This window comes from Armatimonadota bacterium, assembly GCA_036504095.1.
In the GTDB taxonomy this organism is placed as follows: domain Bacteria; phylum Armatimonadota; class DTGP01; order JAKQQT01; family JAKQQT01; genus DASXUL01.
This window is the reverse complement of the sequence record DASXVS010000045.1, coordinates 160,984-175,089: the sequence shown is the minus strand read 5'-3', so window position 1 is coordinate 175,089 and position 14,106 is coordinate 160,984. Positions and strand designations below refer to the sequence as shown.

At 62.5% G+C, this 14,106-nt stretch carries 14 protein-coding genes and 1 tRNA gene; 1 reads left to right on the top strand and 14 read right to left on the bottom strand.

Features of this window, described 5'->3' with window-relative positions; all coding sequences use genetic code 11:
• Positions 1 to 15: 15 nt before the first annotated feature.
• The 14 genes from fabF to VGM51_10560 all read right to left on the bottom strand — a co-directional run bounded on the left by fabF (position 16) and on the right by VGM51_10560 (position 12,009).
• Positions 16 to 1,257 (bottom strand): beta-ketoacyl-ACP synthase II, encoded by a 1,242-nt coding sequence (gene fabF, locus VGM51_10625; GenBank protein ID HEY3413491.1) that lies wholly within the window; start codon positions 1,255 to 1,257, stop codon positions 16 to 18.
• Between the two features lie 76 nt (positions 1,258 to 1,333).
• Positions 1,334 to 1,570, bottom strand: a complete 237-nt coding sequence (gene acpP / locus VGM51_10620; protein HEY3413490.1) for an acyl carrier protein — start codon at positions 1,568 to 1,570, stop codon at positions 1,334 to 1,336.
• A gap of 82 nt (positions 1,571 to 1,652) precedes the next feature.
• A complete protein-coding gene (fabG, locus tag VGM51_10615) occupies positions 1,653 to 2,402 on the bottom strand; it encodes a 3-oxoacyl-[acyl-carrier-protein] reductase (protein HEY3413489.1) in 750 nt (249 codons plus the stop codon).
• Entirely contained in the window at positions 2,399 to 3,334 is a 936-nt protein-coding gene (gene fabD / locus VGM51_10610; protein HEY3413488.1) for an ACP S-malonyltransferase, read from the bottom strand. The genes fabG and fabD overlap by 4 nt, the downstream gene beginning before the upstream one ends.
• Positions 3,335 to 3,382: 48 nt before the next feature.
• Positions 3,383 to 4,336: a beta-ketoacyl-ACP synthase III gene (locus tag VGM51_10605; GenBank protein HEY3413487.1), complete on the bottom strand. Its 954-nt coding sequence runs from the start codon at positions 4,334 to 4,336 to the stop codon at positions 3,383 to 3,385.
• 61 nt (positions 4,337 to 4,397) lie between these two features.
• Positions 4,398 to 5,390 carry a phosphate acyltransferase PlsX gene (gene plsX, locus VGM51_10600; GenBank protein ID HEY3413486.1) on the bottom strand — a complete coding sequence of 331 codons (993 nt, stop codon included), beginning with the start codon at positions 5,388 to 5,390 and terminating at the stop codon, positions 4,398 to 4,400.
• A gap of 4 nt (positions 5,391 to 5,394) precedes the next feature.
• Entirely contained in the window at positions 5,395 to 5,595 is a 201-nt protein-coding gene (gene rpmF, locus VGM51_10595) for a 50S ribosomal protein L32 (GenBank protein ID HEY3413485.1), read from the bottom strand.
• A gap of 133 nt (positions 5,596 to 5,728) precedes the next feature.
• Positions 5,729 to 6,265 (bottom strand): DUF177 domain-containing protein, encoded by a 537-nt coding sequence (locus VGM51_10590; GenBank protein ID HEY3413484.1) that lies wholly within the window; start codon positions 6,263 to 6,265, stop codon positions 5,729 to 5,731.
• Positions 6,266 to 6,313: 48 nt separating this feature from the next.
• Complete coding sequence (locus tag VGM51_10585; protein HEY3413483.1) at positions 6,314 to 7,501, bottom strand: acetate kinase; 1,188 nt, start codon at positions 7,499 to 7,501, stop codon at positions 6,314 to 6,316.
• 82 nt (positions 7,502 to 7,583) lie between these two features.
• A complete protein-coding gene (gene pta / locus VGM51_10580; GenBank protein HEY3413482.1) occupies positions 7,584 to 8,585 on the bottom strand; it encodes a phosphate acetyltransferase in 1,002 nt (333 codons plus the stop codon).
• A 37-nt stretch (positions 8,586 to 8,622) separates the two neighbouring features.
• Positions 8,623 to 9,141, bottom strand: a complete 519-nt coding sequence (locus VGM51_10575) for a hypothetical protein (protein HEY3413481.1) — start codon at positions 9,139 to 9,141, stop codon at positions 8,623 to 8,625.
• Positions 9,142 to 9,159: 18 nt separating this feature from the next.
• Positions 9,160 to 9,660 (bottom strand): pantetheine-phosphate adenylyltransferase, encoded by a 501-nt coding sequence (gene coaD / locus VGM51_10570; GenBank protein ID HEY3413480.1) that lies wholly within the window; start codon positions 9,658 to 9,660, stop codon positions 9,160 to 9,162.
• 90 nt (positions 9,661 to 9,750) lie between these two features.
• On the bottom strand, positions 9,751 to 11,862 hold the full coding sequence (gene recG / locus VGM51_10565) for an ATP-dependent DNA helicase RecG (protein ID HEY3413479.1): 2,112 nt from the start codon (positions 11,860 to 11,862) through the stop codon (positions 9,751 to 9,753).
• A 70-nt stretch (positions 11,863 to 11,932) separates the two neighbouring features.
• Positions 11,933 to 12,009, bottom strand: a tRNA-Pro gene (locus VGM51_10560).
• A gap of 164 nt (positions 12,010 to 12,173) precedes the next feature.
• Between VGM51_10560 and VGM51_10555 the strand changes: the two genes are divergently transcribed.
• Positions 12,174 to 13,892 (top strand): glutamine--tRNA ligase/YqeY domain fusion protein, encoded by a 1,719-nt coding sequence (locus tag VGM51_10555; GenBank protein HEY3413478.1) that lies wholly within the window; start codon positions 12,174 to 12,176, stop codon positions 13,890 to 13,892.
• Positions 13,893 to 14,106 lie beyond the last annotated feature (214 nt).

The window sequence follows — 14,106 nt, the reverse complement described above, 5'->3', positions numbered from 1 at the left end:
CCCAGCCCTAGGGCTCTACACTTTCGCGAAAACCAGGGTGGCGTTGTGACCACCGAAGCCGAACGAATTGGTCATGACCGCGTTCAGATCCGCCTTGCGCGGCGTGTGCGGAACGTAATCCAGATCGCATTCGGGGTCCTGGTTCTCGAGGTTGATAGTTGGAGGTATCTCGCCCTTCGTAAGCGCCAGGATGCTGGCCACGGACTCGATCCCGCCGGCCGCGCCCAGAAGGTGCCCTGTCATGGACTTGGTGCTGCTCACTGGCGGAGCCGTATCCGTCCCGAAGACGGCCTTTACTGCCTTTGTCTCGGCGATATCGCCGTGCCCGGTTGACGTACCATGCGCGTTGATATACCCGATGTCGGCCGGCCTCAGGCCACCCTTCGCCAGCGCCATCTTCATCGCCCGTTGCGCGCCTTCGCCGTTTTCGGCCGGCTGGGTCATATGGTATGCGTCACCGCTCAAACCGTAGCCGGCGACTTCGCAATAGATGCGGGCGCCGCGGGCAATGGCCTGCTCATATTCCTCCAGTACCACGATACCGGCGCCTTCACCCAGCACGAAACCGTCGCGGTCGACATCAAACGGCCGGCTCGCGCGCGTCGGTTCATCGTTACGGGTGGAAAGCGCCTTCATGGAAGCGAACCCCGCAACGGCGATCGGCGTGATACAGGCTTCGGTGCCGCCTGTGATCATCACGTCCGCATCACCGCGCGCGATGATGTGCGCGGCGTCGCCGATGGCATGGTTGGCCGTAGCGCAAGCGGTGGTGACCGCTTCGTTGGGGCCTTTCGCGTTGAGGATGATGCTGACGTGGCCGGATGTAATGTCCACGATCATCATCGGGATAAGGAACGGAGTCACACGGTCCGGACCGCGTTCGTTAAGAATCGCAATCTGGTCTTCCAGCGTCCGGAGGCCGCCGATCCCGCTGCCGATGAAAACACCGACGCGTTCGCGGTTTTCATCCGTGATCTCGAAGCCGCTGTCCTTCAGGGCTTCCAGGCTTGCCGCGACGCCGAAATGGGACACGCGGTCCATCCGGCGTGTTTCCTTGCGGTCCAGCCAGTTGGAGGGATCGAAATCCTGCACTTCCCCAGCGAATCGCACGGGGAAGTTCGAGGCATCAAAATGCGTAATGGGCTTGATGCCGGATCGTCCGGCGGTGAGACCATCCCAGAACGCGTCCAGCCCGATACCGACCGGGCTGATGACGCCCATACCGGTAACGACCACGCGTCGATTGAGGTTCAGCATTGCGTTTGTGAGGGTTCTCTATTCTCTGATCCGAGTTCCAGCACAAGCGCCAGAGAACTCGACTACAGGAGTCTGACTATGCCTTGGATTTCTCGTCGATGTACTTGACAGCGGCGCCAACCGCGGTAATCTTCTCGGCGTCCTCGTCGGGGATTTCGAGGTCGAATTCTTCCTCGAGGCCCATGACGAGTTCAACCACGTCCAATGAGTCCGCGCCAAGGTCATCGACGAAACTAGCCTGTTCAGTCACTTCGTCGGGGTTGACGTCCAGTTGGTCCACGACCACTTTCTTCACACGGTCAAATGTCGTCACGAATCTGTTCTCCTTCAGGTGTCGGGGAATCACGCGCCGGTGTGGGAGCCTGTTGTGGAGCCCCTCAGCCGGCAACCTCATTTTACATAATCAATCCGCCGTCTACAACCAACGTTTGCCCGGTGATGTATGCGGCATCTTCAGTACACAGGAAACGAACCGCCGCCGCGACGTCCTCGGGCTTTCCGAGGCGTCCCAGCGGTATGCGAACGAGACTCTGTTCCTTGAACTCGTCGCCAAGATCCGCGGTCATGGCTGTTTCTATCCAGCCCGGCGCCACCGCATTCACGCGGATTCCGCGCGGCGCCAATTCCTTCGCGGCCGATTTCGCCAGGCCGATAAGCCCTGCCTTGGAGGCCGCATAGTTCGTCTGGCCGGCGCTGCCCGTGATGCCGTTGATGCTGGTGATGTTCACGATCGCGCCGGAACGCTGTTTCATCATGGGCCGCGCAACGGCCTTTAGGCAAAGCCAGGCGCCCTTCAAATTGGTGTCCAGCACGGAATCCCACGCGTCCTCGCCCATCCGCATCATCAGCCCGTCCCGCGTGATGCCGGCGTTGTTGACGAGAATGTCCACCCTGCCGAAAGCGCTGAGCGTAGCCGCCACCATAGACTCTACCTGTTCCGCACTGCTCACGTCCACGCCGAGAGCGAGCGCTTCGCCTCCGGCCGCGCGGATCTCATCCGCAACCGTTTGAGCGTTCGCTTCGGTCCGGCTGGCAACCACAACCTTCGCTCCGGCAGCGCTCAAGGCGAGAGCGCACGCCTGCCCTATGCCTTTGCCGGCCTTGCCGGCACCCGTTACTATGGCCACTTTCCCGATGAGACTCATAAGCCTGCTTCCACCTTGAACGACTCCAGCGACGTTGGGTCTCCTACGGAGAACACGGTTGCATCGGGCCGAATGCGCTTGATCAGGCCGGCCAGAACGGTCCCCGGCCCGAGTTCCAGATAGTACAACACACCCGCCGAAGCCATGTTGCGGATGGAATCAACCCATCGCACGCGGCCCGTAACCTGAGCGCCGAGGTTGGCGCGAACCTCAGCGGCAGTCGCCTCCGGCAGTGCGGTCACGTTCGCGTAAACCGGGATGCGCGGGTCGTGGATTGTCACCGATACCAGGGCCGAGGCGACGGATTCCGCCGCGGGCTGCATGGCCGGCGAATGAAACGGGCCGGCGACGTTCAGCCGGAGGACTCTCCGCGCTTTGATCTCTTTGCCACGGGCCTCAAGCGCAGCCAATCCGGCGTCGGTTCCGGACACGACTACCTGTCCCGGGGCGTTGATATTCGCGAGGGCGATTCCGCCGATTTCCGCGCACAACGCCTCCAGCTCACCCTCATCGGCGCCGATCACCGCGGCCATGCCCCCTCCGGAGCGTTCAGCAGCGTCCTGCATCGCCTGGCCGCGGACCCGCACAATCCTGACCGCATCCGAAAATGACAGGGCGCCGGCGGCGACAAGCGCCGCGTACTCACCGAGAGAGTGCCCGGCGGCCGCGACGGGCTTCAGCCCAAATTCCCGGATGACCTGCAAGGCGGCAACCTCGGCGGTCAACAGGCACGGCTGGGTGACGTCTGTGCGGGCCAGCGCTTCCGCGTCGCCGTACCAGGCGATGTCACGGACGGGCAGGTTCAGCGCGTCTTCCGCTTGTTCCCACGTCGCCATCGCCGCCGGATGGGCTTCGGCCAAGGCCTGCCCCATCCCGACTTCCTGCGCGCCTTGTCCCGGGAATAGAAACGCCCAACTACTCAACGTACACACGACCTCCCTGCCAATAGTCCGCTTATACAGACGGGGTTGGGCTGGTCCCTAGGCCCAGCGAAGCACTGCCGTCGCCCAGGTAAGCCCCCCACCGAAGCCCGACAGCGCCACCAATTGCCCGGGCACGAGCAATCCCGCAGCTTTCATCTCTGCCAGGGCAATCGGGATCGACGCTGCCGACGTGTTGCCGGTCCGGTCTAGATTACTATAAACGCGGGCCATGGGGATTTCCAACCGTTTGGCGGCCGCCTCGAAGATGCGTGTGTTTGCCTGATGGGGCACGATCCAGTCGAGGTCCGACGTGCTGACGTCGCACATCCCGCACACCCGCGCCACACTCTCGCCAAGCGTGTGGACCGCGAACTTATAGACTTCGCGCCCGTTCTGGATGATCTTTCGATCGGGCGGTGGAACGCGAAGATGCACGCCGCCCGCCCCGTTGCTGCCGAGTTCCCAAGCCAGCATCCCCTGCCCCGGCTCGCAGCGCTCTATGACAGCCGCGCCCGCGCCGTCACCGAAGAGGATACAGGTTGAACGGTCCGTCCAGTCCGTGATGCGGCTCAAAGTCTCGGCGCCGATAACGAGGGCCTTTCCCAGGCCACCCTCACCCAGCAAGCCGGCCGCCGCAACCAGGGCGTACGCAAAACCGGAGCATGCGGCGCTCAGGTCGAATGCGCCTGCGTTGGGCGCGCCGATGCGGTCCTGCACAAGGCACGCGGTGGATGGGAACGGCATGTCCGGCGTGGCGGAGGCCACAATGACCAGCCCGATTTCGCCCGGATCGGTATTCGCGTCCGCCAGCGCCGCAAGCGCGGCTTCCGTGGCGATATCGGACGTATTGACCCCCTCGCCAACTATCCGGCGCTCGTGGATGCCGGTTCGGGAGACGATCCATTCGTCGTTGGTGTCCACCATCTGCGACAGCTCCTCGTTACCGAGGATGCGGGGCGGAAGGCACGAGCCGAGTCCGGCGATACGTATTCCATACGGGAGTCTGGGCATGCTCTTAATTACTTACAGGTGGGGGCGTGGTTGGTAGCTTTCGGTCGCGACCTGGTCCGGCTCAGCTGCCCACCGCGGCGGAGATTCGGCACACAACGCTGTGTTTGACGGCCTCGTCGGCCTCTCGCACTGCATTCAGGATAGCTTTTGCATTGGAGCGTCCGTGGCTGATGATGACGACGCCGTTCACGCCGAGCAACGGCGCGCCACCGCGTTGGTCATAGTCGGTACGCGCCTTCAATGCTTGAAAGATGGGCTGGCAGAGACGGCCGAGGCTGATGCGCCACGGAGACGCGCGGAACTCCCGGACGAGGATCGCCTGGACAAATTCCGCCGTACCCTCGGCGACCTTCAAAGCCACATTGCCGACGAAGCCGTCGCAGACGATAACGTCCGCATCTCCAGTAAAGAGACGCCCTCCTTCGATGTTTCCGATGAACCGGAGGTCGGCTCCGCCAAGGAGGATCGCAGCCTCCTTGGTGACCGCGTTTCCCTTCGACGACTCTTCACCGATGGAGAGGATGGCAACCCTCGGCTGGCGCACATTGAGCACGCCCCTGGCGAACTCGTTGCCCATCAGCGCGAACTGAAGGAGGTTTTCAGGGCTGCAGTCCACATTGGCGCCGGAATCCAGAAGCACGGTTTCCTCGCCGGTCGGGGTCGGAAAGACCGTCGCAATGGCGGGACGTTCGATGCCTTTGATCCTGCCGAGCGTTCGCATGGCAAGGCCCATCATCGCGCCGCTGTTGCCGGCGCTGACGGCGGCGTCAGCCTCGCCGTGCTTAACCAGTTCCAGTGCCACGGACATGGACGTACTGCGCCGGCTGCGGACTACCGCGGCCGGCGACTCGTCCATGGCAACAACGTCATCGGACCGGACTATGGACAGTCGCGGAGACGTAGTGGCCCCGCATGCTGTCAGTTCGGCTTCAATCACATCGGGTTGGCCGACCAGGATGATGGAGCAACCCGTGGACTGCGCCAGAACGGCGCCCTTCACGATCTCCGCCGGTGCCCGGTCGCCACCCATAGCATCGATGGCGACACGCGTCACGGGATCAGGATTCCTCCATGCCCTTCGTCTTGACCGCGATCACGCGCCGGCCGCGATAGAAGCCGCAGGCCGGGCAGGCATGGTGAAGCAGTTTGGCGGCATGGCAACGGGCGCAGGTGCCGATAGCCGGCTCCGTAATGCGCCAGGCCGAGGCGCGCCGCTGATTGCGTGCGGAGCGCGATGTCTTTCTTTTCGGCAGTGGCATTTGTGATAACTCCCTGGCGGCGGCGCCGCCTCAATATGTCTCGACGATACGTGACAACCGGCATCGTGCCGGACAAGCGCTCACCCGCGCATTTGGCGGGCGAAAGTAAAAATCAGACGCCGGTGTACCATAGTCAATCAGCGTCCTGTTTGTAAAGACCGGCCAGGACCGCGAACGGCGAAACAACCGGCGGAGCGCAGTCGCACTCCTTCTCGTTACGGTTGCACCCGCAGACCGGGCACAGCCCCTTGCAATCCTCGCGGCAAAGCGGTTCCACGGGGAACTCCAGCACGATGCTCTGCCGGACCAGTTCCGTCAGATTCAGGATATGGCCTTCCTGCCAGAGCGCCGTCAGGGCCGGATCCGCAAAGCCCTCATCATCGTCGGCTCTACCGGTTACGTGGTCTTCGTAAACCGTGAACTCGTCATCAACCGGGACCTCCCGCGGCTGGGCCGTTTCGGCCAGACATCGCGGGCACTGAGTTTTCAGCGTCACCGTGACGCTGCCCTGGACAACCAGCAGATTCCCGGTATTTGTGAAGACAAGACGCCCCGGGACCGACCCCTCGCAATCGAGTTCCAGGTCGCTGTCGCATGGAACGTCCACATCGCACGGCACGCGCATCCCGGGCGTGTGAAGCAGTTCCGAAAGATCGAGTTGTACAGGCATCCGTCCATCCTCCCGGCTGTTCACGGGTCCTGGTACCCGTCGCAGCCGTCAGCGCGCCGCCTGAAGCGCGACATCCGCCGTCTGGTGCGCAATGAGCCCCTCTTCGTCCGTGGGAATCACCAGCGCCACCGGGCCATCTGAGGGTTGGCTGATGACGCAAACGTCGCCGCGCGGGTCCGCGTTGGCGACGTCATCGACGCGCAGGCCAAGCCAACCAAGACCGGCCAGCACTTCCCGTCGTACGGCATCGGAGTGTTCGCCGATCCCGCCGCTGAAAACGAGGGCATCCAATCCACCCAGTACGGACGTAAACGCGCCCACGTACTTCCTAATACGATAGCAAAACATGTCAAAAGCCAGCGTGGCGTCCGGGTTCCCCTCGGAACGGGCGCGCTCGATGTCGCGCATATCGGAACTGACACCGCTGACACCAAGGAGGCCACAGTCCTTGTTCAGGAAGCGGTCGGCATCCGCGGGAGACCACCCCTTGCGTTCCATCAGGAACGGCACCACGGCGCAATCCATGTCCCCGCACCGGGTGCCCATGATCAGGCCTTCCAGCGGTGTGAATCCCATGCTGGTCTCCGCGCAGACACCGTCGCGAACCGCGGAGATGCTGGAACCGTTGCCCAGGTGGGCGGTGATGACTCGATGGGGCGCCGGGACGCCTTTGGAGGCGAGCCATTCATCTGCCGTGGCGCTCAAGTACTGGTGCGATGTGCCGTGCGCCCCGTACCGGCGGACGCCATAGTTTTCGTAATACTCCGTGGGAATCGCATAACGGTGGGCGTAGACTGGGATCGTGGCGTGAAACGCGGTGTCAAACACGCAGACGTGGGGAACGTGGGGGAGCGCCTTCCGCGCGGCCCTCAGTCCTTCCGCATGGGCGGGGTTATGCAGCGGAGCGAACGCCGCGCAGTCCTCAACACCTTTTACGACCGAATCATCTACCAGGGTCGGACGGGTGTACAGTTCGCCGCCGTGGACGATGCGGTGACCGACCGCGCCGATCGTACCCAATCCCTCGGCAAGGCCAATGAGGCGGTCCACCGCGGATTCGACGGTAGCGTTGGCCAGGCTGCCCTTGATAGCGTTGCCATCGTCGGTCCATTCCAGCGCCGATTCCGGCGAACCAATCCGGTCCACCAATCCCTTGCCAAGGAGCGCACGGCTTTCGGTTTCGATAAACCGCGCCTTAACGCTGCTGCTGCCACTGTTGATTACGAGTACGTGCATTCAGATTCCTGTATGCCGGCCGAACCGGCGACGTGACAAGGGGGCTGCGCGCGATTCAGCGCTGTAGCCCCCTGGAGTCTTGCTATCTGGCGCCGAGAGCTTGCAGCCCTGTGATCGCCGCCACATTGACGATATCCGCGGCACTGCAGCCGCGGGACAAGTCGTTTACCGGCTTGGCCAAGCCCTGCAGGATCGGCCCCATCGCCTGTGCTCCCGCGAGGCGTTCAACCAGCTTGTAACCGATATTGCCCGACGCCAGATCCGGGAAGATCAGAACGTTCGCGCGGCCGGCGACGGGGCTCCCCGGCGCCTTTTTCTCTCCAACCCACGGCACCAGAGCGGCGTCCGCCTGAAGCTCGCCATCAATCTCGAGAACCGGATACCGCTCGCGTACGATCCGCGTAGCTTCCGCGACTTTATCAACCACGTCGCCTTTGCCGCTTCCCTTCGTGCTGAAACAAAGCATCGCGACGCGAGGCTCAATATCCAACAAGTGGCGCGCCGTCTGAGCCGTCGAAAATGCGATGGCGGCAAGTTCCTCGGCGCTTGGATTCACCACGAGGCCGCAGTCCGCGAAGACGAGAGTCCCCTTCTCGCCGTATTCAGGTTTTGGAGTCTCCATTACCATCGCGCTGCTGACGAGCGGTGTGCCGGGCGCCGCGCCGAGAACCTGCAAGGCCGGGCGCAATGTGTCGGCGGTGCTGTGTACCGCGCCGGAAACCTCGCCGTCCGCCTCGTCCGCGTCAACCATCAAAACGCCGAAATACATCGGGTTGAGGACAAGTTCGCTTGCCTGCTCCAGGGTCATGCCCTTCTTCTGGCGTAGCTCAAATAACCGTTGAGCGAACTGCGCCCGAAGGCTGGAGGTGGCGGGATCGATAATGGTCACACCGTAAGTGTCAGCCTGGCACGCCGCCGCGGCGGCTTTGATGGCGTCCACATTGCCGAGCAGGATAGGATACGCGATCTTGTCGCGCACCAGAATTTGTGCGGCCTGGATGGTTCGTGGCTCTTCGCCTTCGGGGAAGACGATTCGCTGCGGTTGCGCTTTGGAGCGCTGTAGGATATCTGCGAGAGGCATCAGAGCCTTCCTTCATTCATGAGTTTGCCGGACGGGCGCGTTACGGACGCTTCGTGTCCAGTTTGTCCTTGCCCTGGCGGATCGTTGACATCACGCGGGCGATGTAATTATCGAGGTTCTCCAGGACTTCGCGGGCGTAGTCGTCTGCGCCCTTCTTGATCTCGCGCGCGTGGTCCTCGGCGTCCTGCATGAGCTGCTTGGCGCGCATGGTTGCCGCGCGGTTGATCTCGGTTGACTCGGTGGCAAGCCGCGCTTTTTCGGCGGCCTCCGCGATCAGCCTGTCCGCCTCGGCGCGCGCCTCATCCACAATGTGAGCGGCCTGGGCCTGCGCGTCGTGTGTGAGGCGATCGGCGTCTTTCACAAATCTGTCCGCGCGACGGACCTCTTGCGGCAACGCGAGCCGGATCTTGTTCGTGAGGGCGAAGAACTCGTCAACGTCCACCCAGATTGCGCGATTGACGAATGGAACCTTGAGGTCCTCCGAAATGAGGTCCTCCAATTCATCCATCATCTGAAGTACGCTGTCATCGCCCCTGGATTTGGCTATGGAGTCCTGCATACGCTGCCCTTCGCACGATCATCCTCGTGGCTGCTCATTCCTTTTTGCCCGAAGAGCCGCCTCTACCTCGTCGGGAACAAGGCCGTGCACGTTGCCGCCCAGCCTCGCCACTTCCTTCACGGTGCTGCTGCTGAGGAACGCTTTTTCGGCATCCGTCATGATCAGCACTGTCTCGACGTCCGGCGCCAAATGGCGGTTCATCAACGCCATCTGAAATTCGTATTCGAAGTCGGAAACGGCGCGCAATCCACGGATAAGAACCGTTGCCTCGTTCGACCTCGCAAAATCCACGGACAGGCCGTGGAACGACGTTACCGAAACGTTTTCCAGTCCGACCGTCACCGCGCTCAGCAACTCGACCCGTTCCGGGACGCTGAACAGCGGGTCCTTCGATGCATTATCGGCGACCGCGACAACGACCCGCTCGAAAACGCGGGCGGCGCGCTCGATGACGTCAACGTGCCCGTTGGTGACGGGATCGAACGTCCCCGGATAGATGGCTGTGCGTCCGTTTGGCATCTGAACGTGAAACGAAGGTCCGCCGGCCTGCCAATCTTCGGCACGGCTCGGGAACCCCCGCTACATCATTGCTGTTTTGGGTTACCGCTTTCAACTCACGTTCGCCAGCGCGAACTCGGCATAGTCCCGCTCGATGGCGGTCTTCAACGGGTGATGCGCGGGCTTGGAAAGCGTGGGGTCGTCCGCCAGGAGGACGAGAGCCGCCTCCCGCGCTTCGTACAGGATCGCGATGTCCGTGATGATGTTCGCGATCTTCAAACCCGGCATCCCGCTCTGGCGCGTCCCCAGGAATTCGCCGGGGCCGCGCAGGCGCAGATCCTGCTCCGCGATCTCGAAACCATCCGTGGAGTTGGCCAGGATGTCGAGCCGCTGGTCGCTCTGCCCCACGGTGGGGTTCGCGATGAGGATACAGAAACTGCGCTCCGCGCCGCGCCCGACCCGTCCGCGCAACTGGTGCAACTGGCTCAAGCCGAAGCGTTCCGCGCCTTCCACCACCATCACCGTCGCATTCGGTACGTCCACCCCGACTTCGATGACCGTTGTCGCCACCAGGATGTCGATTTCCCCCGCGCGGAATGCGGTCATGGTCTCGTCCTTCTCCGCGGACGGCATCTGGCCGTGGACGAGGCCGATCCGGCGATGCGGGAAGACCGTTCGTTGGAGTTCCTCGGCCAGCATCGTCGCGGCGCGCGACTGCGATTTCTCCGACTCCTCAACAAGTGGACAGACAACGTACGCCTGCCTGCCCTCGTTGATGAGACGTTCGACGGCTGCGTACACCGACTGCCGGTCCTGTGGCCGCTTGATATGGGTCTTGATCGGCTTGCGGCCGGGCGGCAGTTCGTTGATGGAACTGATATCCAGATCGCCGTAGACGGTTAGGCCAAGAGTCCGGGGGATCGGCGTAGCGGTCATCACGAGCGTATCAGGGAAAGTGCCTTTCTGGCTGAGTTTGGCGCGCTGCTCGACACCGAAGCGGTGTTGTTCGTCCACGACCACCAGGCCGAGGTTTCGGAAAACGGTATCGTCCTGGATGAGCGCGTGGGTACCGATGGCGATAGGGCTGAGGCCCATCGCGAGGCGGTCGCGGGCTTCGCGCTTCTCCTTGGCTGTCATGCTGCCCTTGAGCATCTCGACGCTCAGGCCGCGCGGAACGAGCAGCGCGCTCATGCTGCGGTAATGCTGCTCCGCAAGGATTTCCGTGGGCGCCATAACGGCGGCCTGGTAACCGGAGTGCGCGGCGGCGGCCATTGCCGCAACGGCAACCACCGTCTTGCCGCTCCCCACGTCACCCTGAAGCAGCCTGTTCATGGGCCTGGGCAGGCGCATATCGGCGAGGATCTCATCCACGACCCGAGACTGGGCGGCCGTGAACTCAAACGGCAGTGTCTGCTCGAACTCACGTTCAAATCCCGGGGGTATCTCGAAGGCGATGCCGGGGATATCCAGGACTTCATGCTTGCGCCGGATGGCAAGCGCGGTCTGGAGAAGGAACAACTCTTCGAATACGAGCCGCCGCCGCGCGGCCTCGCACGCTTCAAGCGACTCGGGCCAATGGTACTGCCGCAGGGCTTCGTCCACCGACATCAGATCGAGGCGATCGAGCAGGTCCGACGGCAGAGGTTCGGCCGCAAGCGGCGCCAGAGCCGGGATGGCGGCCTGCATAATGCGCCGCATCGTGTTCTGGGGAAGGCCTTCGGTGAGGCCATAGAACGGCACGATGCGACCGAGCATCATCGACGACGCATTGGTGCCGTCATCCACCTCGGCGTCCTTGAGTTCGAGGATACCATCGTACGAATCGCGCGCCACTGTCGCATACACCGGCACGGTCTGGCCGCGCAGGCGGTAGAACTTATCCTTGAGCCAGGGCTGGTTGAAGAACGTCATACCCGCCATCGCGGATGCGTCCTCAACGGTGACCTTGGTGAGCCGTACACCGCTCCGGGTGGCCTTGGTTTCGGCGCCGAGTATCTTGACGTGGAAAACGGCGGCCTCGCCGTCCTCAACGTTGGAAATCAGCGAGACGCGGGAGCGGTCTTCGTGGCGCTTGGGGTAGTACGTCAGGAGGTCGCCGGCGGTGATGAGGCCGAGTTTGGCGAGGAGTTTCGCCCGGGTCTCCCCCACCCCCTTTACGAAAGTAACAGGGGTTTGAAGATCGATGGGCGGGGCAGATGAACGTGCCGGGCGGCGGTTCTCCATGGGGTTCTCCTGCAGGATTCGGTGAGGAAGCCCAATCCAGCGTCCATCTTCCATCATCCGTGTTCCAGTATGGTCGGGGTGACTGGATTCGAACCAGCGACCTTTCGCTCCCAAAGCGAACGCGCTACCAAGCTGCGCCACACCCCGCACATGCACATTATACGGCGCGGGGGTGCGGGGGTCAATCAAGCGCGCCGCCGTGGGGCGTTGGGCCGCCTTTGACCAACCCAGCAAGTCGTGCCACCATGATCTCACTGTGATTTCCCGGACCTGATGTACGGCCGTTTCCGCCGACAAGATAGAATGAGACTATGAACGATACTGACAAAGCAACCACTGAGACTGGCGCCGGGCGCGCCGAACCGACCGATTTCATACGCGAATTCATCAAGCAGGACCTCGCCGAGGGTCGCTTCGACCACGTGCACACCCGCTTTCCCCCGGAACCGAACGCCTATCTGCACATCGGCCACGCCAAGGCGTTGTGGGTCAACTACGGCATCGCCCAGGATTTTGGCGGGTTGTTCAACCTGCGATTCGACGACACCAACCCCGCGAGAGAAGAGCAGGAATTCGTGGACGGAATCGTCGAGGATGTGCGCTGGCTGGGCGTTGACTGGGGCGACAGGCTCTTCTTCGGTTCCGATTACTTCGAGCAGCAGTACGAATGGGCCGTTCAACTGATCAATCAGGGCAGCGCTTACGTCTGCGACCTGACGGCCGAGCAGATGATCGAGATGCGCGGAACGCCTACGGAGCCGGGAGTCAACAGTCCCTACCGTGACCGCGAAATCGCCGAGAACCTCGATCTGTTTCGGCGAATGCGGGCCGGCGAATTCCCGGACGGCGCGAGAACGCTGCGGGCGAAAATCGACATGGCCTCGCCGAACATCCTCCTTCGCGATCCGGTGATGTATCGTATCCGCCACACCGAGCACCACCGCCAGGGCGACAAATGGTGCATCTACCCGATGTACGACTGGGCGCACGGGCTTCAGGACGCCATCGAGGGCGTTACGCACTCATTGTGTTCGCTGGAATACGAGAACCACCGGCCGTTGTATGACTGGTTCATCGACCAACTGGGCATCTACCACCCGCGGCAAATCGAGTTCGCCCGCCTGAACATGACCTACACGGTCATGAGCAAGCGCCGGTTCATCGACCTTGTGGACGGACGTTACGTCAACGGCTATGACGACCCGCGCCTGCCCACCCTCGCCGGACTCCGGAGGCGCGGTTACACGCCCGAAGCCATCCGGGAATTCTGTCGGAGAATCGGTGTCGCCAAGGCGCACAATATGGTCGAGGTTGCTGTGCTGGAGGATTGTGTGCGCGACGATCTGAACAAGCGCGCACCTCGCGTGATGGCGGTGCTCGATCCGATCAAGGTGGTTATCACGAACTATCCCGAGGGGCAGATTGAGGAAATGGACGCCGTCAACAACCCGGAGGATGCCGACGCCGGCACCCGAAAGGTGCCTTTCGGTCGAGAGCTCTTCATCGAGCGCGACGACTTCCGCGAGGATCCGCCGCCGAAATTCTTCCGCCTCGCTCCCGGCAGGGAGGTCCGCCTTCGCTACGCGTATTTCATTCGGTGCGAGGGCGTCGTGAAGGACGCGAACGGCGAAATCGTGGAGCTTCAATGCACGTATGACCCCGCGACACGCGGTGGCGATGCGCCGGATGGCCGCAAGGTGAAGGCGACGATGCACTGGGTCTCCGCGGAACACGCGGTGCCCGCCGAGGCGCGCCTATATGACCACCTTTTCCTGAAGCCGGATCCGGACGACGTAGAGGATGACAAGACGTTCCTCGACAACCTGAACCCGAATTCGCTGAAGGAAACAATCTGCTTCGTCGAGCCAGGCATCGTCGGCGCCAAGCCGGGAACGCGGTACCAGTTCGAACGTCAGGGGTATTTCTGCGTGGACAGCGACTCCACCCCCGACAAACTGGTCTTCAATCGCACGGCAACCCTCCGCGACACCTGGACAAAGATCGCCAGGGCGATGAAGGGTGGCGTCTGAACCTTCAAACCCGACAACCGTGCTTGGCGGTAGTCCTTCGACTCCGTTCCGCCTCCTTAGGCAATCTCAGGACAGGCTGACTTCGCTCCGTTACGCTCAGAATACCTCTGATCAATCAATGTTCGAGGCATCCTGATGCGTAACGAGCGTGCGGACGTAATCGAAGGAGCCGGCAGCATGGCGTCCTTCGACTCCGCCAGCCTGGTTCAAGCGA